Genomic DNA, 21,073 nt, shown 5'->3' with positions numbered 1-21,073 from the left:
TCCCGCCCGCACTGGGTGAGCGACGGAAGGAACTTCTCGAAGATTTTCACGAAGTCGCGTAATGAATCGATGAGACCGTCGTCTCATCACAGAGAGACAGCCACGAAGAACTCCTCCGGGGGGCGGGGTTCAGGCACTGGTGCGAGGGGTGAGTGCACCGGTGGGCCGGTCGGGAGCCTCGGGGGAGGAGTTCCCGGCCGCCCGTCTCTGCAGGGGACGGGGCCGCCGATCTGGGGAACGGCGGCCCCCCGCCCTGTGCACGCACGACCGGAGAGCGCAGAGCTGTGCGTCGCGCGCGACGCAGGACCTAGGAGAGTCGGGGTCCTGACCAGACGCGCGCGACGCGCAGTTCCGCATCCAGCAGCACGACGTCGCCGAGCATGCCGGGGCGCAGGCCACCGAGCACAGCGCCGCGTCCGATCGCCCGTGCCGGAGTCTCGGTGAGTGCCCGCACGGCCTCTTCGAGGGTCACGCCGGCAGCGACCGCGCGCTGCAGTGCGACGTCCTGGGTGAGCGTCGAGCCGGCGATCGAACCGGTGTCATCCGCCCTGGCCACGCCGTTCTTCACTGTGACGCTGACCGCGCCGAGGTCGTAGTGGCCGTCGGCGCTTCCCGCCGCGGCCATCGCATCGGTGACGAGCGCGACCCGACCGGGGGCCGCGTCGAACACGAGCTTGACGACGTGCGGATCGAGGTGCACGTCGTCGGCGATCGCCTCGAGCACGACTCGGTGATCCGCTGCAGCGGCCAGCACCGGGCCCGGCGCACGATGGTGGATGCCCGGCATCGCGTTGAAGGCGTGGGTGAGGATCGATGCACCGGCCTCGAAAGCGGCGACAGCCGTCGCAGCATCCGCGTCGGTGTGACCCACCGCGGCCGCCGAGCCTGCGGCCACGATCTGCCTGATCGCGTCGAGCCCGCCGGGGAGCTCCGGTGCGATCGTCACCTGGCGGACCGTGCCTCGCCCGGCATCCAGCAGTCGTGCGACGTCCGCGGCGACCGGATGGCGCAGCAGCGACGGCTCATGAGCGCCGTGGTGGCCGGGGTCGAGGAACGGGCCCTCGAGGTGGGAACCGAGGATGTCGGCGTCCGTCTCGGTCAGGTCGGCGATCAGGGCGACGTTCCGTGCGAGCGAATCCACCGATGCGGTCACGAGGGACACGACGGCGCGCGTGGTGCCGTGGGCGCGATGCAGGTCGCGACCGATGCGGATGGCGTCGACGCCGTCGTCGAACGACGCTCCGGCTCCGCCGTGCCCGTGGATGTCCACGAAGCCGGGGGTGAGCAGGGCTCCTGCCCCGGCGACGGACGTGGCATCGACGATCACATCCGCCGATGCCCAGTCCGAACCGGTGCCGCCGGCTGCGACGGTGCCCTCCTCGATCCGGACCCAGGCGTCTTCGGTGATCGCGCCGCCGTCGACGATGCGCGCCGAATGGATGACCAGCGAGCCGGTCGCGGAGGAGTGGGTGCTCAACGTTCGCTCCAGGGGATTTCTTCTGCGGGGTGGAAGTCGACCCCCTCAGCTTTCCACAGCGGCGCGAGCGCCCCGACCCGGACGCGGAAGGACTCCCAGGTGCGTTCCGGGCCCTCCTGCGGCGACCAGGCCACTTCGGCCTGCGCCGCCGCCCGGGGGAAGACCAGCTGTTCGACCTCGGCGAGGGTCCGGGTGGTCTCGGACCAGAGCGGAGCCTCCACGCCGAGGATCGCGGCGTCTGGCACGTCGAGGACGGAGGTCGGTTCCCACTCATACGCGGAGCGGACGTCGATGATGGCCGCCCAGGTGAGGCCGAGGGGGAAGTCCTCGGAGTACTTCATGTCGAGGTAGGTGACGTTCGCCGCCGACATGATCAGCGCGCCGCCGCGCTCGACGAAGTGGGCGGCCTCTTCGGCGTGCGTGCCCTCGGGGGTGGTCTTGCCCCAGTACTGGCCGACGGTGCCCTCGGCGATGTCTGCGGCCGAGCCCATCTCGTGCCAGGCGACCGGGATCTTGCCGGCCTCGACGACGATCGCGGTGGCGCGCTCGGCGAACAGGTCGAAGTCGGCCTGCGGGGTGCCGAGCGATTCGTCGCCTCCCACGTGGATGTACGGCCCCGGGGTCATCTCGGCGAGCTCGCGGACGACGTCGCGCACGAACGCGTAGGTGCGCTCGTCGTGGATGCGGACGCTCGAGTGACCGACGCCCCAGCCGAGGTACGTCTCGCCGGCGACGGGCAGCGGCTGGCCGAGGCGAGCGGAGTCCGCGATCAGGTTGTCGTTCAGCACGGGTGCCTCGACGAGCTCGGGGTAGGCGACGCCGATCGCGTGGGTGTGGCCGGGCAGATCGATCTCGGGGATCACGATCATGTGATGCGAGGCGGCGTAGGCCACGATCTCGCGGTAGTCGTCCTTCGTGTAGAAGCCACCCGGGTCTCCGTTCGCGGAGGTGCCGGCCGCCCGCTCGGTGAGCAACGGCCAGGAGTCAATGTGCACGCGCCATCCCTGGTCGTCGGTCAGGTGCAGGTGCAGGTGGTTGAACTTGAGGGCGCTGGTGCTGTCGATGAACTTCTTCACGTCGTCGACGCCGAAGAAGTGCCGAGCCACATCGAGCATGACACCTCGTCGGGCGAAGCGCGGGGAGTCGGCGACGTCGGCACCGAGCAGCGCCCAGCCGGAGTCCTCCTGGCGCAGCAGCTGCAGCAAGGTCTGGACGCCGTAGAAGAGCCCGGCCTCGTCGGCGCCGACGAGGATCGCCCGCTCTCCAATCTCGAGCGTGTAGCCCTCGGGCGCGGAGGAGGCGGGGTCGACGAGGAGCTCGATTTCGGCGTCGGCCTCATCGACGAGGGCGAGGCGGATTCCGGTGCGGCGTTCGATCGCGTCGACCAGCTGTGCGGCGGCCGGGGAGGAGCCGAGCACGCGCGTCGTCGCGGTGAGCGGCATCCGTTCCTCCCGTGCGACGGCGGACACGGGCGCAGGGACGAGCGGAAGAGGATGAGGAAGGACCATGAACAAAACCTACCGGTCGTCGTGGCAGGAGGGAATGGGGGAATCGAAACGATTCTGCGCCGTCGTCGTCGCGACCGCGTGCGACGGCTCCGGCATCGGCTATGCTCGTAACCGTCGCGACTGGCGTCTGGGTGGACTACCACCGGGGAGCGACTGACCACGGAATTCGACCGCGCGCCTGGGCCGATAGGAACACCCCTTTCGAATCCGTTGTCAAAGGAGCACGTCATCATGACCGACCGTTACTTCAACGCCCCGCTCGCCGAAGTCGATCCGGAGATCGCTCAGGTCCTCGACCGTGAGCTGAAGCGTCAGCAGACCTTCCTCGAGATGATCGCCTCCGAGAACTTCGTTCCCGTCTCGGTGCTGCAGTCGCAGGGCTCGGTGCTCACGAACAAGTACGCCGAGGGCTACCCCGGGCGTCGGTACTACGGCGGCTGTGAAGAGGTCGACGTCGCCGAGTCCCTCGCGATCGAGCGGGCGAAGAGCCTGTTCGGTGCCGAGTTCGCGAACGTGCAGCCGCACTCCGGCGCCTCCGCCAACGCCGCGGTCCTCCATGCCATCGCCCGCCCCGGCGACACCCTGCTCGGCCTCTCCCTCGACCAGGGTGGTCACCTGACGCACGGCATGAAGATCAACTTCTCGGGTCGTCTGTACGACATCGTCGCGTACGGTGTCGACCCCGAGACCTCGACGATCGACATGGCGGAGGTGCGCCGTCTCGCGATCGAGCACCGACCCAAGGTCATCATCGCCGGCTGGTCGGCCTACCCGCGCACGATGGACTTCGCGGCGTTCCGCGAGATCGCCGACGAGGTCGGGGCTCTGCTCTGGGTCGACATGGCACACTTCGCGGGTCTGGTGGCCGCGGGCCTGCACCCGAACCCGGTGCCCCACGCCCACGTCGTCTCGTCGACCGTGCACAAGACGATCGGCGGGCCGCGCTCGGGCTTCATCCTCACCAACGACGCCGACATCGCCAAGAAGATCAACTCCGCCGTGTTCCCGGGCCAGCAGGGCGGGCCGCTCATGCACGTGATCGCCGCCAAGGCGACCGCGTTCAAGCTCGCAGGCACGCCCGAGTTCAAGGAGCGCCAGGAGCGCGTGCTGCGCGGTGCCGCGCTCATCGCCGAGCGTCTGTCGAAGCAGGACCTGAAGGATGCCGGTATCGCCGTGCGCTCGGGCGGCACCGATGTGCACCTGGTGCTGGTCGACCTGCGTGATGCCGAGATCGACGGCAAGCAGGCAGAAGACCTCCTGCACGACATCCACATCACCGTGAACCGCAACGCGGTCCCGAACGACCCGCGCCCGCCGATGGTCACCTCGGGTCTGCGCATCGGCACGCCCGCACTCGCGACCCGCGGTTTCGGGGACGCCGAGTTCACCGAGGTCGCCGACATCATCGCGCTCGCACTGCTCCCCGGTGCGGACGTGGAGTCGCTGCGTGCCCGCGTCGACGCCCTCGCCGCCGCGTTCCCGCTCTACCCGGACCTGCAGCAGTGACCGCGAAGATCCTGGACGGGAAGGCCGCATCGGCCGCGATCCGTGCGGAGCTCACCGAGCGGGTGGCCGCGCTGAAGGCGAAGGGGATCACCCCGGGCATCGCGACGGTGCTCGTCGGCGCCGACCCCGCCTCGCAGCTCTACGTGGGCATGAAGCACCGGCAGTCCGAGAGCATCGGGATGAACTCGATCCAGCGCGAGCTCCCGGCGGACGCCACGCAGGCCGAGGTCGAGGCGCTGATCGACGAGCTCAACGCCGATCCCGCGTGCCACGGGTACATCGTGCAGCTGCCTCTTCCGAAGCACCTCGACACGGACGCCATCCTCGAGCGGATCGACCCGGCGAAGGACGCCGACGGCCTGCACCCGACCAACCTCGGCCGCCTGGTGCTCAACGTCAACGGTCCGATCCACACGCCGCTGCCCTGCACACCGCGCGGCGTGATCGAGCTGCTGCTGCGCAACGACTACGACCTCAGGGGCAAGCACGTGGTCGTGGTCGGCCGCGGGGTCACGATCGGCCGTTCGATCGGGCTCCTGCTCACCCGTCGCGACCTGAACGCCACGGTCACGCTGACCCACACGGGCACGGTCGACATGCCTCGCTACCTGCGGGAGGCCGACGTCATCGTCGCGGCCGCGGGCGTCAAGCACCTCATCCGTCCCGAAGACGTCAAGCCGGGGGCCGCAGTGCTCGACGTCGGCGTGACCCGGGAGACCGACCCGGAGACCGGGAAGAACCTGGTGTTCGGCGACGTGGCGCCCGGCGTCGCGGACGTCGCCGGGTACCTTTCCCCGAACCCGGGTGGCGTCGGCCCGATGACCGTCGCCCTGCTCATGACGAACGTCGTGGAGGCCGCAGAGCGGCTCGCCTGATCGCTTCCGGAGGGGTGCCCGCGTGGCGCACCCCTCCGGACGACGGTCAGCCGAGTTCGTCGAGCATCCGACGCTGCTCGGGGGTCAGGCCGTCGCGGAGCTCTTCGCGTGCGGCCGCCGTCTCCGGCGACTCCGACGCCGCGGTGTTCGTGGCGGGGGCGGGCTTCGACCGGCTGCCGCCCCTCACCTTCGCCTGCACGGAGTCGTAGATCTCTGCGGTCTTGGCCCGCATCCTGTCATCGATCCGGTCGTAGATCACCCAGCCGAGGAGCAGAGCGACCGGCGGGAGCACGAAGCCCCAGAATCCCGAGGCGCGGACGCCGCTCAGCCACACCGTGAGCACCCAGATGATGAGCTCGACGACGTACACGAGCACGTACTGTACGACCTTCTCGCCGGCCTTCGTGCGCTCGGAGGCGGACTTCGCCGCCGACTTGCGGAACGCACGTGCCAGCAGAGGCTTCACGAAGAGGGCGGCGAGGGTCAGGACGACCGAAGCCCACAGGGCGTTCAGGCCCACCGAGACACCGGGCAGCAGCACGCCGATCAGCAGCAGCACGGCGACGTTGAACACCGCGAGCGCGACGAATCGCACGATTCCGTTCTTCATGCGACCAGAATCCCACATCCGCCTTCGCGGACTCACCCCTGTGCGGTGAGCGTGCTCTCGATGCCGCTGATGCGGGCCTGCTCGTCGAAGCGGAACGTCGCCGTCCCCGAGGCATCCGTGACGATCGCGCCCGAGAAGGACTCGTCGGTCCAGGTGAGGGTCCAGCCTGCGAGCCGCGCGAGGTCCCACACCGCCGTGCGGGCGTCGGAGAGATCCATTCCCGAGAGCACGCGGGGCAGCGCGACGACGGCCACCGCGACGGTGAGCGGCGCGAGCGGAGCGTCGAGCAGGAACACCGCCCGGGTGCCGTTGCCGACGGGGGCCGAGTAGTAGGGCGAGCGGCCGGTGAGCTCGACCGCGGCGCCGCCGACCGTGTGCGCGGCCTGCGCGATCCACTCGTCGTCGCCCGAGGCTTCGGCGGGGAAAGGCACCTCCGGCGTGGTCAGTTCGGTGATGCCGTGCGCGGTGCCGTAGGTGTGCAGCTGCGTCGCGATGCCCTGCGGGTCTCCACTGGGATGAGCCCAGGCCCAGAGCAGCGAGCGGGGGCCCGGTGCGATCGTGGCGATGAGGTGCGCGCGTGTGACGAGCTGGCGCGACGGGTCGTCGTTCGCGGTGAAGGTGAGCGTTCCCTGCGCCATGTCCGCGTCCCAGCGGTGCTCGCCGAGGGCATCGGCGGCGGCGGAGAGGGCGTCCTGGCGGAGCGCGACGAACAGAGCGGCACGGTCGGCGAGGGGCTGGAGCGCGGCGTAGGTCATGCCGACAGTCTCCCCGGAGATGCTATGAATCCGCTAGTTCGGCCGGGGTCTTCGTGACCGCTTCCGGTCGACCCATCCGCCAGACACTCGGCACCATCAGGGTGACCAGTGCGATCGACGCGTAGACGACACCCGAGGTCACGAGCACGGTCGCAGGATCCGCATGCGTGATCAGCCAGCCGTAGATCAGCGTGCCGATCGGCATCACGACGAAACTGCCGAGCATGTCGTAGCTCGCGACCCGGGAGAGTTTCTCGCCGGGGATGTTCTCCATCATCGCGAGGTTCCACCCGGTGCTGAAGACCTCGGCGCCGGCACCCGCGATGAAGGCGGCCATCGCGAGGAGGACCACGGCGGGATGGACGCCCAGTATCGTCACCGGGATCGCGAACGCGGCGATGCCGATCATGCCGTAGCGCAGCGGCCTCCGCAGCGGGAACCACATCAGCAGCAGTGTCATCAGCAGCACGCCGGCACCCTCGGCGCTGAGCACCCATCCCCACCCCGTGATCCCGAGGAGGTCGTTGTTCTTCGCGATGTAGGGGCCGACCACGCCCCAGGCACCGATGTGGATCGCGTTCATGACCATGAAGGCCAGCACGACCGTCCACAACCAGGAGCGGCTCCAGAACTCCCGCCACCCGATCCGGAGGTCATGGAACATCGTGGTGCCGCCGGCATGCGAGGGCGGCGGCAGCTTCACAAGCGCGAGCACCGGGATCGCGACCGCCCAGCCCGCGGCCTGGACCACCATCGCCCACGCGGGGCCGGCCGTGGCCACGAGGATCCCGGCCAGGACCGGACCGCCGATCGTGACGGCGGAACGGACGAACGACAGCATCGCGTTGGCCTGTTGCAGATGCTCGGGGGTCGTGAGCTGCGGGATGATGCCCTGCATCGCGGGGAGCACGAAGGCGGTCGAAGCACCGTTGACGATCGAGAGCAGCACGAGTAGCGGAATCGTCGCATTGCCGGTGAACAGGAGGGCCGCGATCGCGCCGATGGACAGGATGTCCACCACGTAGCAGGCCTGGATGATCAGAGCGCGCGGCAGACGGTCGGCGATGACGCCGCCGAACAGCACGAACACGATGTTGCTGACGGTGAAGGCGGTGAGGACGAAGGACAGCGAACGGGCGTCGTTGTCGATCTCCAGCACGGCGAACGCGAGTGCGATCGACGACATCGACCCGGTGATCATGGTGATCGCGCGTGCCAGGAAGAACCAGCGGAAGTTCCGGTCCTGCATCGCGGCGAGGCCGCGGATCATCTCCTGGACTCGCTCGTGCGCATCCGATCATCTTGCCACGGCGGGCACCTTCGAATCGCGCACATGCTCCCCTCCAGGCCGCCGAAGCAGCCGGTTGCGCGATTCGAGGCGTCAGTAGCTGGCGCGTGCGGTCCCGTCGGCACGGATGAAGCGTGCGGCGAGGGCCTCGGAGGCACGGGCGAGCAGTGCGACGTCCGCGCCGACCGCCACGAAGTCGGCACCGGCGGCGAGGTAGGCGTCCGCCGTGGCGGGGTCGAAGGCGTTGACACCCACCGGTTTCCCGGCGGCCGTGACGGCATCGAACACGGTCCTGACCGCGGCCGTGACGTCGGGATGGGTCTGCTGACCGAGCAGGCCCATCGAGGCGGAGAGGTCGGACGGACCGACGAACACCGCATCGACACCGTCGACCGCGGCGATCTCGGCAGCGGCTTCGACCCCGGCGGTCGTCTCGATCTGGACCGTGAGGGAGGTGTGCTGCGCGGACTCCTGAAGGTAGTCGTCGACGCGGTTCCACCGGGCACTGCGTGCGAGCGCACTGCCCACCCCGCGGACGCCGGCCGGGGGATAGCGGGTGGCGGCGACCGCGGCGCGTGCCTCCGGGGCGGATGACACCATCGGGACGATCAGGTTCTGCGCCCCGAGATCGAGGACCTGTTTGATCGCGACGGTGTCGTTGGAGGGGACGCGCACGACCGGGGTGATCGGGTACGCGGCGACCGCCTGGAGCTGCAGGAGCACCGCGTCGAGGGTGTTCGCCGAGTGCTCCATGTCGATCAGCAGCCAGTCGAGTCCTGATCCTGCGGCGACCTCGGCGAGGAGCGGGCTGCCCGAGCAGACCCACATCCCCACGGACGGACGATCGGTGGCGGCGAGCTGCTCTCGGAACGACGGATCTAGACGAAGCGACATGCGACAGTTCCCATCGGTCCGTAGTCGCACAGCACGTCATCGCCGCGCGACACCCACATCGGGCGCGTGAACGATCCTGCCAGGATGATCTCGCCCGCCTCGAGACGCGCGCCGTGCTGATGGAACTTGTTCGCGAGCCACGCCACTCCGGTGGCCGGGTGGCCGAGCACTCCGGCGGCGACCCCGGTCTCCTCGATCTCGCCGTTGCGGGAGAGGACCCCCGGCACCCATCGCAGATCGATCTCGTCCGGACGACGGCGGACCGTTCCGAGAACCATCGCGCCGTAGGCGGCGTTGTCGCTGATCGTGTCGACGATCGTGCGCCCCTCGAGCTCGATGTGCGAGTTCAGCACCTCGAGTGCCGGGACGGCGTAGTCGATCGCCTCCAGGGCATCCTCGAGGGTGCAGTCCGGCCCCTCGAGCGGTTTCTTCAGCACGAACGCCAGCTCGACCTCGATGCGCACGTTCGAGAAATGGTCGACCGGGATCTCTGCGCCCGACTCGTGGACGGTGTCGTCGAACATCACCCCGTAGTCCGGCTCGGTGATACCCGTCGCCTGCTGCATCGCCTTCGACGTCAGACCGATCTTGCGCCCGACGAGGCGGCGACCCGCGGCGATCTGGGTGTCGCGCCAGACGCCCTGGATCGCGTACGAATCCTCGACCGTGGCCTCCGGGTATCGCGCTGTGATCCGGGGGATCACCGCGTGCGTGCGATCGGCTTCCGCGAGTTCTGCGGCGATCTGCGCGATCGTCTCCTCTGACAGCATCCGTGCCTCCTAGAGCTGGTGGCCCAGCTTGTACTCGCCCTGCTTGTACTCGGGCATCGACTTCTCGCCTTCGTCGGCACGCGTGTACGAGAAGCCGTCGGCGCCGATGGTCACGGCCATCTCGCTGGAGTCGGTTCGCGCGGTCACGGGCTGCGGGTTGCCGTCGAGGTCGAGCACGAGGGAGGCGTCGGTGTACCAGGAGGGCACGACCGGGGTGCCCCACCAGTCGCGGCGCTGGTTGTCATGCACATCCCACGTCACGACCGGGTTGTCGGGGTCGCCCGTGTAGTAGTCCTGCGTGTAGATCTCGACGCGGTGGCCGTCGGGGTCGCGCAGGTACAGGTAGAACGCGTTCGAGACGCCGTGACGACCCGGGCCTCGCTCGATCGCGTCCGACCGGCGCAGAGCACCGAGCTTGTCGCAGATCGCGAGGATGTTGTGCTTCTCGTGCGTGGCGAAGGCCACATGGTGCATGCGCGGACCGTCGCCTCCGGTGGTCGCGGTGTCGTGGACGGTCGGCTTGCGGCGCAGCCAGGCGGCGTAGACGGTGCCTTCGTCGTCCTGGATGTCCTCGGTGACCCGGAAGCCCAGGTCCTGGTAGTGGCGCACCGCGCGCGGCACATCGGGGGTGACCTGGTTGAAGTGATCCAGACGCACGAGCTCACCGGGGGTGTGCAGGTCGTAGCGCCACGACAGACGCTCGACGTGATCCGTGGCGTAGAAGAACTCGTAGGGGAAGCCGAGCGGGTCGACGACACGGACGGAGTCGCCGATGCCCTTGACGAAGCCGTTCTCGTTGCGGCGGACGTCGCAGCCCAGTTCGGTGTAGAACTCGACGGCGCGGTCGAGGTCTTCCGGCGTGCGCACCCGGTAGGAGAACGCGGCCACGGCGGCGATCGGCCCCTGACGCAGGATCAGGTTGTGGTGGATGAACTCCTCGGTCGAGCGCAGGTAGATCGCCTGCTCGTCCTCCTCGGTCACGTACAGGCCGAGGATGTCGACGTAGAACTGTCGCGAGGCGGCCAGGTCGGTGACCACGATCTCCATGTACGCGCACCGCAGGATGTCCGGTGGCGTGCTCTTCGGGGTCGTGACGGGGTTGTCCGATTGGATCGGTGCCTCCTGGCTCACGTAGTAGCCCGAGGAGGTCAGGGTCTTTGCGGTCTTGTCGGTCATGTCAGCGTCCTTGCTTTGGGGGTTCCGGTCGCGATATGTCAGCGTTCTGAGCCGAATAGGGTGACATATCGCGACCGGAGCGCGGGGAGAGGGTCAGTTCTTGCCGAAGGTCGGGTTGTGCGAGTGAGCCGCGAGCGTGATGTGCACGCTCTGCTGGTCGGTGTAGAAGTCGATCGAGCGGTAGCCGCCCTCATGGCCGAGACCCGAGGCCTTCACACCGCCGAACGGGGTGCGGAGGTCGCGCACGTTGTTGCTGTTCAGCCAGACCATGCCGGCCTCGACGGACTGCGCGAAGTTGTGTGCGCGCTTGAGGTCGTTGGTCCAGATGTAGGCGGCGAGCCCGTACTTCGTGTTGTTCGCGAGCGACAGTGCCTCCTCGTCGGAGTCGAACGGCGTGATCGCGACGACCGGCCCGAAGATCTCCTCCTGGAAGATGCGGGCGTCGGGGGACACGTCGGCGAACACGGTGGGGGCGACGAAGTTGCCCTCCTCGAAGCCTTCCGGACGACCGCCACCGGCGACCAGGCGCCCCTCCGTCTTGCCGATCTCGACGTAGCTCATCACCTTGTCGTAGTGCTCGGGGTGGACGAGCGCGCCGACCTCGGTGGCCGGATCGTGGGGGTAGCCGACCTTCACGCGCTTCGCCTGCGCCGCGTAGCGCTCCACGAACTCCTCGTAGATCGAGCGCTCGACGAGGATGCGGGATCCTGCCGTGCAGCGCTCGCCGTTGAGGGAGAACACACCGAAGATCGTGGCGTCGACGGCCGCTTCCAGGTCGGCGTCGGCGAAGACCACGGCCGGCGACTTTCCACCGAGCTCCATCGACAGGCCCTTGAGGAACGGGGCCGCGTTGCCGAAGATGATCTGTCCGGTGCGGCTCTCGCCCGTGAAGGAGATGAGAGGCACGTCGGGGTGCTTGACCAGCGCGTCGCCCGCGTCTTCGCCCAGGCCGTTCACGAGGTTGAAGACGCCCTGCGGAAGACCGGCCTCCTCGAAGATGCCCGCCCACAGCGAGGCGGACAGCGGGGTGAACTCGGCGGGCTTGAGCACGACCGTGTTGCCGGTCGCGAGCGCGGGGCCGAGCTTCCACGACTCGAGCATGAAGGGCGTGTTCCAGGGCGTGATGAGGCCCGCGACGCCGATCGGCTTGCGGTTGACGTAGTTCATCTGGCGGCCGGGCACCTTGAACGCATCGTCCGACTGCGCCACGATGAGGTCCGCGAAGAAGCGGAAGTTCTCGGCGGCGCGACGGGCCTGACCCAGAGCCTGAGTGATCGGGAGGCCGGAGTCGTAGGACTCGAGCTCGGCCAAGCGGGCGTCGCGCGACTCGACGATGTCCGCGATCCGGTGCAGCACGCGCGACCGCTCGCGGGGGAGCATCCGCGGCCAGGGGCCCTCGTCGAATGCACGCCTCGCGGCGGCGACCGCGAGGTCGATGTCGGCCTTCTTCCCGGCGGCGGCGGTCGTGTAGGCCTGGTTGGTGACCGGGTCGAGGACATCGAACGTGTCGCCGTCGACGGAGTCGACGAACGCGCCGTCGATGTAGTGCTGGATGTGGTCGGGAAGGTCGGCGGGGATGCGCGAATCAGTCATGACGGTTCTCCTGTGGCGTGAGCGGTACGGGTGTGCAGCGCATCGAGGAACGCGTCCCTCGTGCGCCAACGGTGGTTGCGGGCGGCGAGCTCGATCTCGAGCGGGTCGGCCCCTTCGCGGATGAGTTCGAGGATCTGCGTGTGCTCGTCGACCGAGTGGTGGGCGCGCCCCGGGACGTACGCGAACGTGGTGTCGCGGATGCCGGAGAGCCGGGCCCAGCCGCGATGGACGAGGTCGAGCAGATGCGGGTTCGGGCACGGGGCGAACAGCACGGAGTGGAACTGACGGTTCAACTCCGTGAAGCTGTGTGCGTCGAAGTGGTCGAGCAGTCGCGTCATGCGCTCGTTCACCTCCGCGGCCTCGGCGAGGGCGTCGGCGTCGAGCAGCGGAGCGGAGAGCGCGGTGGCGGCGCCCTCGACGAGCCCCAGGGTCTGCATGGTGTGCGCGTACTCGCTCTCGTCCACGAGCGTCACCCGCGCGCCGACGTTGCGTTCGAACGTGACGAGACCTTCGGCTTCGAGACGGCGGATCGCTTCCCGGACCGGGACCACGCTCATGTCGAGCTCCTCGGCGATCGCGCCGAGCACCAGGCGGTATCCCGGGCCGAAGACGTGTGCAGAGATGCGGGAGCGGATCCAGGTGTATGCCTGCTCCGACTTGCTGGTGCTGGCGACCGTGGTCATCGCTGACCCCGGTCGGACGTGGCGGCCTCGTAGCGGGCGCGCCACTCCGCGTTGAGGGGGAACAGTCCGTCGACCGGATGCCCGGCGGCGACCTGCTCGGCGATCCAGGCGTCCTCGATCTCCTGGGCGACCGCATCGGCGGCCACCTCTTCCGCCAGGCCGGGAGGGATGACGATCACGCCGTCGCTGTCGCCGACGATGATGTCGCCGGGCTGCACGGTCGCCCCGCCGCAGGAGATCGTGACATCCACGTCCCACGGCACGTGTTTGCGTCCGAGGACCGACGGGTGCGCGCCCTGGGAGAACACCGGCAGACCGATCTCGGCCACGGCATCGAAGTCGCGGACCCCGCCGTCGGTGACCACACCGGCCGCCCCGCGGGTCTTCGCTCGGAGCGCGAGGATGTCGCCGAGGGTGCCCGTGGTGGCGTCGCCCCGTGCCTCGATGACGATGACCTCATCTTCGTCGACCGCGTCGAAGGCGCGCTTCTGGGCGTTGTACCCGCCGCCGTGGGTCGTGAAGAGATCTTCGCGGAACGGCACGAACCGCAGCGTCTTCGCGGTGCCGACGATCTTGCGACCCGGGATGTTGACCGACACCCCGTCGATGAAGCAGGAGTGGTGGCCACGCTTGCGGAGCTGCGCCGAGAGCCCGGCGGTCGGGGCTTCGAGGAGCAGCGTCCGCAGCTCGGGCGAGAGCGCGGGAGCCTTCTCGACAGGGGGGAGGCCGGCTTCCTCGCGTGACCCCCAGGCCTCGGTGCGCTGCAGATCGTCCACGGCGGGGAGTGAGCCGAGGTCGCCGTCGAACGGGACATCGCCCTGCGTCACGGTGGTGATGAGTCGGCCCGAGGTCGGGGCGCCGGGAGCGGTAGGGGCGTCCACCTCGACCTCGACGACGTCGCCGGGGACGATGACGGAGGAGCCGGCGGGGGTGCCGGTGAGGATCACGTCGCCGGGTTCGAGGGTGAAGTGCTGGGAGAGGTCGGCCACGAGCTGCGCGAGGGGGAAGATGAGGCCCGCCGTGGTGTCGTCCTGGCGGAGTTCGCCGTTGACCCAGGTGCGCACGCGGAGGGCTTCGGGGTCGACCGAGCGGGCGTCGATGACGTCCGGGCCGAGCGGTGTGTAGCCGTCGCCGCCCTTGGAGCGGACGTTCGAGCCCTTGTCGTTCGCGCGGAGATCGTACAGGCCGAGGTCGTTCGATGCGGTGACCCCGCTGACGTGCGACCAGGCCTCGGCGAGCGGGACCCGACGCGCCGCCGTGCCGATCACGAGGGCGATCTCCCCTTCGAAGGCGAGCAGCTCGGTGCCGGCAGGGCGTTCGACCGTGCCTCCCGAGGCGGCGACGGAACTCGCCGGCTTGAAGAAGTAGGAGGGGGAGGCGGGGCGCCTGCCGCGCTGATCAGCACGGGACGCGTAGCTCAGATGGATCGCGATGATCTTGCCGGGGCGGCTGATGGTCTCCGTCACGGGGCGCCTCCTCGCGCTCGTCTGCGACGCCTTGTGCGTCGTATTCGAAATCATATATCATCGGTTCACCCCTCGGCAAGCATTTGGATCCGTCCCGCTGCGCGCCGTGACAATGCGGTCACAACCAGAAGGAGACACCCCATGAGCGGGCAGTCACAGGATGGGTTCACGCCCACCGGAACCATCGCGACATCGGCCGATCGGCGCCGCGTCGTCTTCGCAACCGTCGTCGGAACCACCGTCGAGTGGTACGACTTCTTCATCTACGCCACAGCGGTCGGACTCGTGTTCGGGCAGCTGTTCTTCGAGCCTCTGGGTGCGAACAGCGCGCTGGTCGCCTTCGCGACGGTCGGCGTCAGCTTCCTCTTCCGCCCGCTCGGCGCCTTCCTCGCGGGGCACTACGGCGACAAGCTCGGGCGCAAGGCCGTGCTCATGTGGACACTCATCCTGATGGGCGCCGCGACCGCGCTCATCGGGATCCTGCCCACGTATGAGACGATCGGGATCACGGCGCCGATCCTGCTGGTGCTGCTCCGCATCATCCAGGGCATCTCCGCCGGTGGTGAGTGGGGCGGCGCGGTGCTGATGGCCGTCGAGCACGCTCCGCGCAAGAAGCGCGGCATCTTCGGCGCGTCGCCGCAGATCGGTGTTCCCCTCGGCCTGCTCCTCGCCTCGGGCGTGATGGCGCTGATGACCGTGATCGCTCCCGGCGAGCAGTTCATGGCCTGGGGCTGGCGGGTGCCGTTCCTGCTCAGCGTGGTGCTGATCCTCGTCGGCTACTACGTGCGTCGCAAGGTCGAGGAGAGCCCGGTCTTCACCGAACTCGCCGCGCGCAAGGAGAAGGCGCAGATGCCGATCGCGCAGCTGTTCCGCAAGCACCTGCTGCTCGTCATCATCGCGGCCTTGGTCTTCGCCGGCAACAACGCCGTCGGCTACATGACCACCGGCGGATACATCCAGGGCTATGCGACCAACCCCGAGGGCTCCATCGGTCTCGAGCGCGGACCGGTCCTCTGGGCTGTCGCGGGTTCTGCCGTCACCTGGCTGCTCACGACCCTTCTCGCCGGATGGCTGTCCGACCGCATCGGCCGTCGTACGACGTACGTCATCGGATGGGTGTTGCAGCTGATCGGTGTGTTCACCCTGTTCCCGCTCGTGAACACCGGCGAGATCGGTCTGCTGTTCGCCGGTCTCGCGATCCTGACCATCGGTCTCGGCTTCACCTACGGCCCGCAGGCGGCGCTGTACGCCGAACTGTTCCCTGCGAGCATCCGCTTCTCGGGAGTGTCGATCTCCTACGCGATCGGCGCGATCGCCGGAGGGGCGTTCGCACCGACGATCGCCACCGCCATCGTGAGCGCGACCGGCTCGACGGACGCCGTCACGTGGTACCTCGCCGGGATGACGGTTCTCGGACTGATCGCCACGCTGCTGCTGCGCGATCGCTCCGGCATTCCGCTCGGACCGGACCACGAGGCGGAGCAGTCCGTCAGCCCCATCCACGGACTCGCGAAGGCCTGACCCGCTCCGGTCTCGCTCTTCGCCCCGTCTCGCTCTTCGCCCCGGTCTCGCTCTTCGCCCCGTTGCGGGATCGAAAACGCGCGTCTACTCACTCGTAGGCGCGCGTTTTTGATCCCGCACGCGCTGTTGTGGTCGGGAGGGGAGGTCAGCCGGCGAGGGAGTCGCGGATGGCCTCGGCCGAACGCTGGAGGCGCGCGGCGATCGCGGCATCATCGAGCGCGGTCGCCACGTGCACGACGGCGATCGCGGCGGGGCGCTGACCTCGGAGCGCGAGCGGTACCGCCACCGACTGCACGGTGGGGATGACCTCGTCGTGGCTGGTCGCGAAGCCGCGGTCCTTCGTCGTCTCGACGTCTGCGGGGAGGGAGGAGGGGGCGCCCGCCGGCCACTCGGCAGGCGGGAGCTGCGCCAGGATGGCCTTGCCCGGTGCGCCGACGGTGACGGGATGCCGGGCGCCGGGGCGCTGCGCGACACTGGCGACCGCATGGCGGGGCTCGACACTCGCCAGCGTGATGCACTCCCCGCCGTCGAGCACGGCGAGGAAGCATGTCATGCCCAGCTCGTTGGCGATCGCGGTGAGCTCGGGGAGCGCTTCGGCCTGGAGGTCATGCGCGACACCGGCCGCGAGCGCCGCCATCCGGGCGCCGAGACCCACGGCCCCCGCGGCATCGCGCGTCACCAGGCGGTGGTCTTCGAGTGTGCGCACCAGGCGGTAGGCGATCGAGCGGTGCACCCCGAGGCGGGCGGAGATCTCGTCGATCGTGAGCGCCCCGCGCGCGTCGGCCAGGACTTCGAGGATGCGGATGCCGCGGCTCAGGGTCTGCGAGGCGGGGGAGGTCTTCGTGTTCTCGGGCATGCGGGTGCTCCCTTGCGATGTGCGGCGCCGCGGGCTACGCTGTGTTCAATAGTAGAACAGGATGTTCTAATATAGAACACAGCGTTCGACGAAAGCAAGACCCGCAGGCAAGACCGACGAAGAAGTCCGGAAGGAATCGACGACGATGCAGTTCCACCACCACGGCTATGTCTCCGCTGACCCGCGCGTGCAGGACGCCGCCGGAATCGGTGCAGACCGGCCCGCCGACATCCCGGACGAGATCGACGTGCTCATCGTCGGCTCCGGTCCCGCAGGCATGCTGCTCGCCGCTCAGATGTCGCAGTACCCCGGCATCTCCACCCGGATCATCGAGAAGCGCGGCGGACGTCTCCCGCTCGGTCAGGCGGACGGCATCCAGCCCCGCAGCGTCGAGACGTTCCAGGCGTTCGGATTCGCCGAGCGGATCATCGCCGAGGCGTACAACATCGGCTGGATGAACTTCTGGGGCCCGAATCCTGACAAGCGCGACGAGATCGTCCGCACCTCCCGGACGTCCGACTACGCCTACGACATCTGCGAGTTCCCGCACCTGATCGTCAACCAGGCGCGCGTCCTCGACTACTTCGCCGAGTCCGCTGCGCACGGCCCCGGCAGGATCGTCCCCGACTACGGCGTGGAGTTCACCGGCCTCACCGTCCACGACGACGGCGCGTACCCGGTCGAGGTGGGAATCCGCTACGTCGCGGGGGAGCGCGTCGGCGAGGAACGGACCATCCGTGCCCGGTTCGTCGTCGGCTGCGACGGCGCGCGCAGCGGTGTGCGACAGGCGATCGGGCGGACGCACGTGGGAGCGTCCTCGGCGCACGCATGGGGCGTGATGGACGTCCTCGTCAACACCGACTTCCCGGACTGGCGCACCAAGTGCGCGATCAACTCCGAAGCGGGCAACATCCTCCACATCCCGCGTGAGGGCGGGTACCTCTCGCGCATGTACATCGATCTGGGTGAAGTCGCCGACGACGATGACCACCGGGTGCGGCAGACGCCCATCGAGGAGATCATCCGCCGGGCCAACGAGATCCTGCACCCGTACACGCTCGACGTACGCGAGGTCGCCTGGCACAGCGTGTACGAGGTCGGTCACCGGGTCACGGACGGCTTCGACGACGTGATCGACGAATCGGGACGCACCCCGCGGGTGTTCCTGACCGGTGACGCCTGCCACACCCACAGCGCCAAAGCAGGCCAGGGCATGAACGTCTCGATGCAGGACGGCTTCAACCTCGGCTGGAAGCTCGGCTCGGTCCTCACGGGGCGCGCCCCCGAGACGCTGCTGGCGACGTACGGGGCGGAACGGCGACCGGTGGCACAGCAGCTCATCGACTTCGATCGGGAATGGTCGACACTGATGGCGCGCAAGCCGGAGGAGATCTCCGACCCCAACGAGCTGGCGACCTACTACCTCGCCACCGCCGAGTTCCCCTCCGGGTTCATGACGCAGTACACCTCGTCCATGATCACCGGAATAGACGCCCATCAGGCGCTCGCGACCGGCTATCCGCTCGGCAAGCGCTTCAAGTCGGCCGAGGTCGTGCGGGTCGGCGACGGCAACGTCATCCACCTGGGGCATCACGCGAAGGCCGACGGACGCTGGCGTGTCTATGCGTTCGGCGACCGCACCGGTGACGCGCTCGCCGCCTGGGCGGAGAAGGCCGAGCCGCTGTTCGCCCGCTTCACCCCGGCCGATGCCGACGTGGATGCACTCTTCGACGTCAAGGCGGTCTACCAGCAGCCGTTCGAAGAGGTGGAAGTGACTTCGGCTCCCGCGCTGTTCCAGCCGAAGACCGGCCCCCTCGGGCTCACCGACTGGGAGAAGGTCTACGCAGCGGGCCCCAGCAAGTGGTGCGAGACCGACATCTTCGCGGCGCGTGAGCTGTCGCGCGACGGAGTGGTGGTCGTCGTGCGACCCGACCAGTACGTCGCGGCGATCTTCCCGCTCGATGACACGGCTGCGTTGGCGGACTTCCTCGACGGCGCGTTCCTTCCCGCGGGGTGAGGCACCGGAGCCTTGCGCTCCGTTGCCCTCTCCGCCTCCCTCTCCGCCTCCAGCGGCAGGCTCCAGCGGCAGGGCGGGCCGCTCCTCCTGAAGGAGAACACACGAAAAGAAGGAGCGTTCAGGCCATCTGCTCCTTCATGTCGTGAGTTCTCCTTCATTCCGGGGGGGGCGGGGGCGAGCGGGGACGGGGGCGTGAGGGAAGGGGGGCGGGGGCGAGCGGGGACGGCGAGCGGGAGCGGGTACGGGTGCAGGGACGGGGCGTGGACATGACACGTGTCATGTCCAGGAGATGACACTGCCCTCCGGACTCCGTTGCCGCGACGGGCGAGGCTGGAGGCATGAACAACTCCTCCGTGGACGAGTCGGCGACGCGGGTCACCGCGCGACCGGCATCCGAGGTCCCGAACGATGATCCCGTGGTGCTCGAACTGCGCGCCGTGAAGCGACACTTCGGCGTGGGCGACCGCCGCGTGCACGCGGTCGACGGCGTGGACCTGTCGATCCGACGCGGTGAGGTGGTCGCGCTGCTCGGCCCCAACGGCGCGGGCAAGACGACCACACTCGACATGCTGCTCGGACTCACCGAGCCCAGCAGCGGTACCGTGCGGGTGCTCGGTGTCACGCCCGAACGCGCGACGTCGAGTGGGGCGATCGGGGCCGTGCTGCAGACCGGCGGCCTGCTCGGCGACCTGACCGTGGGGGAGACCGTGCGCCTCATCGCCTCCTTGCACGGATCCGACGCGCTGGGACGGGTTCCCGAGGTGATGGCTCGCGCCGATCTGGATCACCTCTCCCGTCGCCGCGTCGCGAAGTGCTCCGGCGGCGAGCAGCAGCGGGTGAAGTTCGCGCTCGCGATGGTCTCCGACCCGGACATCCTCGTGCTCGACGAGCCCACGGCGGGCATGGACGTCACCGCACGTCGTCACTTCTGGGACGTGATGAGGGCGGATGCGGATGCCGGTCGCACGATCATCTTCGCCACCCACTACCTCGAAGAGGCAGAGCAGTTCGCTCGTCGGACCGTGGTGATGCACCGCGGCACGGTCGTCGCGGACGCTCCCACCGCGCTGCTGCGTGCAAGCCTCGGAGAGCGCACCGTGTCGGCGACCGTCGCCGAGACCTCGACGGCCCTCGTCGCCACGTTGGTGGCCACGGAGGGCATCGCGGACGTGCGCCTGGACGGTGACCGGGTGAGCCTGCGAGCCGCGGACTCCGATGCCGTCGCCCGCCTCCTCCTCGACCACGGCGCTCACGATCTCGAGATCGCCGCTCCCACCCTCGAAACCGCCTTCACGGCGCTGACGGAGAACTGACATGCTCGTCTCACCCACCATGCTGCGCATCGAAGGCGTCCGCCAGCTGCGCAATCCCTACACGCTCGCGTTCACTCTGGCCATGCCGGTCGCGATGTACCTGCTGTTCGGTGCTGGCATGGGCTACGGCTCCCTGTCCGCCGGCAACGGCAACGTCTCCTTCTACGTGATGACGTCGATGGCCGCCTACGGCACCGCCGTGGCGATGAGTTCGCTCACCTCCCTCGCCGCGACCGAGGCGAAGCAGGGGTGGGGGCGCCAGCTGGCGATGACCCCGCTCACCACTGCCGGCTACGCGGTGACCAAGCTCCTCACCGCCGTCTCCTTCGCGACGCTGGCCCTGCTGGCGGTCTTCACCGCAGGCATGATGACGGGGGCTCAGGTCGAGGATGCCTGGCGCTGGGTCGCGACCGCCGGCATCATCCTCGGGATCGGCTTGATCTACGGACTGTTCGGCCTCGGTGTCGGGCTCTTCTTCAGCTCGGACTCCGCGGCGGCGCTCGCCTCCATCTCGATGACGTTCTTCGCGTTCTTCGGCAACGTCTTCATGCCGCTCGACGGCGTGATGCTCGACATCGCTCGGTTCACCCCGCTGTACGGTTTCGTCGCGCTGAGTCGCTGGCCGCTCACGGAGGGCGTGCTCACCACGGGGCAGACCGATGAACTGTGGATGCTGTTCCTCAACGTCGCCGTGTGGCTCGCGCTGTTCGTCCTGCTGGTGACGATGGGAATCAAGCGCTCGCGGGCGCGCCAGTAGCGGTGCGC

18 protein-coding genes and 1 riboswitch are annotated in these 21,073 nt (G+C 68.9%); of the genes, 6 read left to right on the top strand and 12 right to left on the bottom strand.

From position 1 onward, the window contains the following. Positions 1-307: 307 nt before the first annotated feature. Together ACLF6J_RS06135 and ACLF6J_RS06130 are read right to left on the bottom strand one after the other, a co-directional pair. On the bottom strand, positions 308-1,477 hold the full coding sequence (locus ACLF6J_RS06135; RefSeq protein WP_134353200.1) for an N-acetylglucosamine-6-phosphate deacetylase: 1,170 nt from the start codon (positions 1,475-1,477) through the stop codon (positions 308-310). Further along, positions 1,474-2,985: a family 20 glycosylhydrolase gene (locus tag ACLF6J_RS06130; RefSeq protein WP_134353201.1), complete on the bottom strand. Its 1,512-nt coding sequence runs from the start codon at positions 2,983-2,985 to the stop codon at positions 1,474-1,476. The genes ACLF6J_RS06135 and ACLF6J_RS06130 overlap by 4 nt, the downstream gene beginning before the upstream one ends. A gap of 106 nt (positions 2,986-3,091) precedes the next feature. Continuing rightward, positions 3,092-3,176: riboswitch (ZMP/ZTP riboswitch) on the top strand. Between the two features lie 40 nt (positions 3,177-3,216). On the opposite strand from ACLF6J_RS06130, the gene glyA reads away from it, so the two are divergent. Together glyA and ACLF6J_RS06120 are read left to right on the top strand one after the other, a co-directional pair. Continuing rightward, positions 3,217-4,491 carry a serine hydroxymethyltransferase gene (gene glyA / locus ACLF6J_RS06125; protein WP_047522668.1) on the top strand — a complete coding sequence of 425 codons (1,275 nt, stop codon included), beginning with the start codon at positions 3,217-3,219 and terminating at the stop codon, positions 4,489-4,491. After that, positions 4,488-5,366, top strand: a complete 879-nt coding sequence (locus ACLF6J_RS06120) for a bifunctional methylenetetrahydrofolate dehydrogenase/methenyltetrahydrofolate cyclohydrolase (RefSeq protein ID WP_131492459.1) — start codon at positions 4,488-4,490, stop codon at positions 5,364-5,366. Before glyA ends, ACLF6J_RS06120 begins: the two co-directional genes overlap by 4 nt. 46 nt (positions 5,367-5,412) lie before the next feature. Here the strand turns inward: ACLF6J_RS06120 and ACLF6J_RS06115 are convergent, their stop codons facing one another. The 9 genes from ACLF6J_RS06115 to ACLF6J_RS06075 all read right to left on the bottom strand — a co-directional run bounded on the left by ACLF6J_RS06115 (position 5,413) and on the right by ACLF6J_RS06075 (position 14,601). After that, positions 5,413-5,976: a phage holin family protein gene (locus ACLF6J_RS06115; RefSeq protein ID WP_134353202.1), complete on the bottom strand. Its 564-nt coding sequence runs from the start codon at positions 5,974-5,976 to the stop codon at positions 5,413-5,415. Positions 5,977-6,008: 32 nt separating this feature from the next. Next, positions 6,009-6,731: a DUF6882 domain-containing protein gene (locus ACLF6J_RS06110; protein ID WP_047522678.1), complete on the bottom strand. Its 723-nt coding sequence runs from the start codon at positions 6,729-6,731 to the stop codon at positions 6,009-6,011. A 22-nt stretch (positions 6,732-6,753) separates the two neighbouring features. After that, on the bottom strand, positions 6,754-8,001 hold the full coding sequence (locus tag ACLF6J_RS06105; protein ID WP_134353203.1) for an MFS transporter: 1,248 nt from the start codon (positions 7,999-8,001) through the stop codon (positions 6,754-6,756). 111 nt (positions 8,002-8,112) lie between these two features. Continuing rightward, on the bottom strand, positions 8,113-8,913 hold the full coding sequence (locus ACLF6J_RS06100) for an HpcH/HpaI aldolase family protein (RefSeq protein WP_134353204.1): 801 nt from the start codon (positions 8,911-8,913) through the stop codon (positions 8,113-8,115). Beyond that, complete coding sequence (locus tag ACLF6J_RS06095; RefSeq protein ID WP_134353205.1) at positions 8,898-9,683, bottom strand: fumarylacetoacetate hydrolase family protein; 786 nt, start codon at positions 9,681-9,683, stop codon at positions 8,898-8,900. The genes ACLF6J_RS06100 and ACLF6J_RS06095 overlap by 16 nt, the downstream gene beginning before the upstream one ends. A 9-nt stretch (positions 9,684-9,692) precedes the next feature. Next, on the bottom strand, positions 9,693-10,859 hold the full coding sequence (gene hpaD, locus ACLF6J_RS06090; protein WP_047522686.1) for a 3,4-dihydroxyphenylacetate 2,3-dioxygenase: 1,167 nt from the start codon (positions 10,857-10,859) through the stop codon (positions 9,693-9,695). 93 nt (positions 10,860-10,952) lie between these two features. Next, positions 10,953-12,452 carry a 5-carboxymethyl-2-hydroxymuconate semialdehyde dehydrogenase gene (gene hpaE, locus ACLF6J_RS06085; RefSeq protein ID WP_131492449.1) on the bottom strand — a complete coding sequence of 500 codons (1,500 nt, stop codon included), beginning with the start codon at positions 12,450-12,452 and terminating at the stop codon, positions 10,953-10,955. Next, entirely contained in the window at positions 12,449-13,135 is a 687-nt protein-coding gene (locus ACLF6J_RS06080; RefSeq protein ID WP_134353206.1) for a GntR family transcriptional regulator, read from the bottom strand. The genes hpaE and ACLF6J_RS06080 overlap by 4 nt, the downstream gene beginning before the upstream one ends. After that, positions 13,132-14,601 (bottom strand): fumarylacetoacetate hydrolase family protein, encoded by a 1,470-nt coding sequence (locus ACLF6J_RS06075; protein WP_244093614.1) that lies wholly within the window; start codon positions 14,599-14,601, stop codon positions 13,132-13,134. The genes ACLF6J_RS06080 and ACLF6J_RS06075 overlap by 4 nt, the downstream gene beginning before the upstream one ends. Before the next feature lie 141 nt (positions 14,602-14,742). Between ACLF6J_RS06075 and ACLF6J_RS06070 the strand changes: the two genes are divergently transcribed. Further along, positions 14,743-16,122: an MFS transporter gene (locus tag ACLF6J_RS06070; protein ID WP_131492443.1), complete on the top strand. Its 1,380-nt coding sequence runs from the start codon at positions 14,743-14,745 to the stop codon at positions 16,120-16,122. Positions 16,123-16,267: 145 nt separating this feature from the next. Here the strand turns inward: ACLF6J_RS06070 and ACLF6J_RS06065 are convergent, their stop codons facing one another. Next, on the bottom strand, positions 16,268-16,978 hold the full coding sequence (locus tag ACLF6J_RS06065; protein ID WP_134353208.1) for an IclR family transcriptional regulator: 711 nt from the start codon (positions 16,976-16,978) through the stop codon (positions 16,268-16,270). Positions 16,979-17,123: 145 nt separating this feature from the next. Here ACLF6J_RS06065 and ACLF6J_RS06060 point away from each other — a divergent pair, with 145 nt between their 5' ends. The 3 genes from ACLF6J_RS06060 (at position 17,124) to ACLF6J_RS06050 (ending at position 21,065) form a co-directional block, all read left to right on the top strand. Next, positions 17,124-18,995 carry an FAD-dependent monooxygenase gene (locus ACLF6J_RS06060; RefSeq protein WP_134353209.1) on the top strand — a complete coding sequence of 624 codons (1,872 nt, stop codon included), beginning with the start codon at positions 17,124-17,126 and terminating at the stop codon, positions 18,993-18,995. A gap of 338 nt (positions 18,996-19,333) precedes the next feature. Continuing rightward, a complete protein-coding gene (locus ACLF6J_RS06055; RefSeq protein ID WP_081996988.1) occupies positions 19,334-20,308 on the top strand; it encodes an ABC transporter ATP-binding protein in 975 nt (324 codons plus the stop codon). Position 20,309: 1 nt separating this feature from the next. Beyond that, positions 20,310-21,065, top strand: coding sequence for an ABC transporter permease (locus ACLF6J_RS06050; protein WP_047522701.1), 756 nt, complete (start codon positions 20,310-20,312; stop codon positions 21,063-21,065). The last annotated feature ends 8 nt before the right edge of the window (positions 21,066-21,073 follow it).

This window comes from Microbacterium sp. IO18, assembly GCF_049099505.1.
GTDB classification, from domain to species: domain Bacteria; phylum Actinomycetota; class Actinomycetes; order Actinomycetales; family Microbacteriaceae; genus Microbacterium; species Microbacterium aurugineum.
The sequence above is the reverse complement of the archived record's forward strand: the minus strand, read 5'-3'. Positions and strand labels throughout refer to the sequence as shown.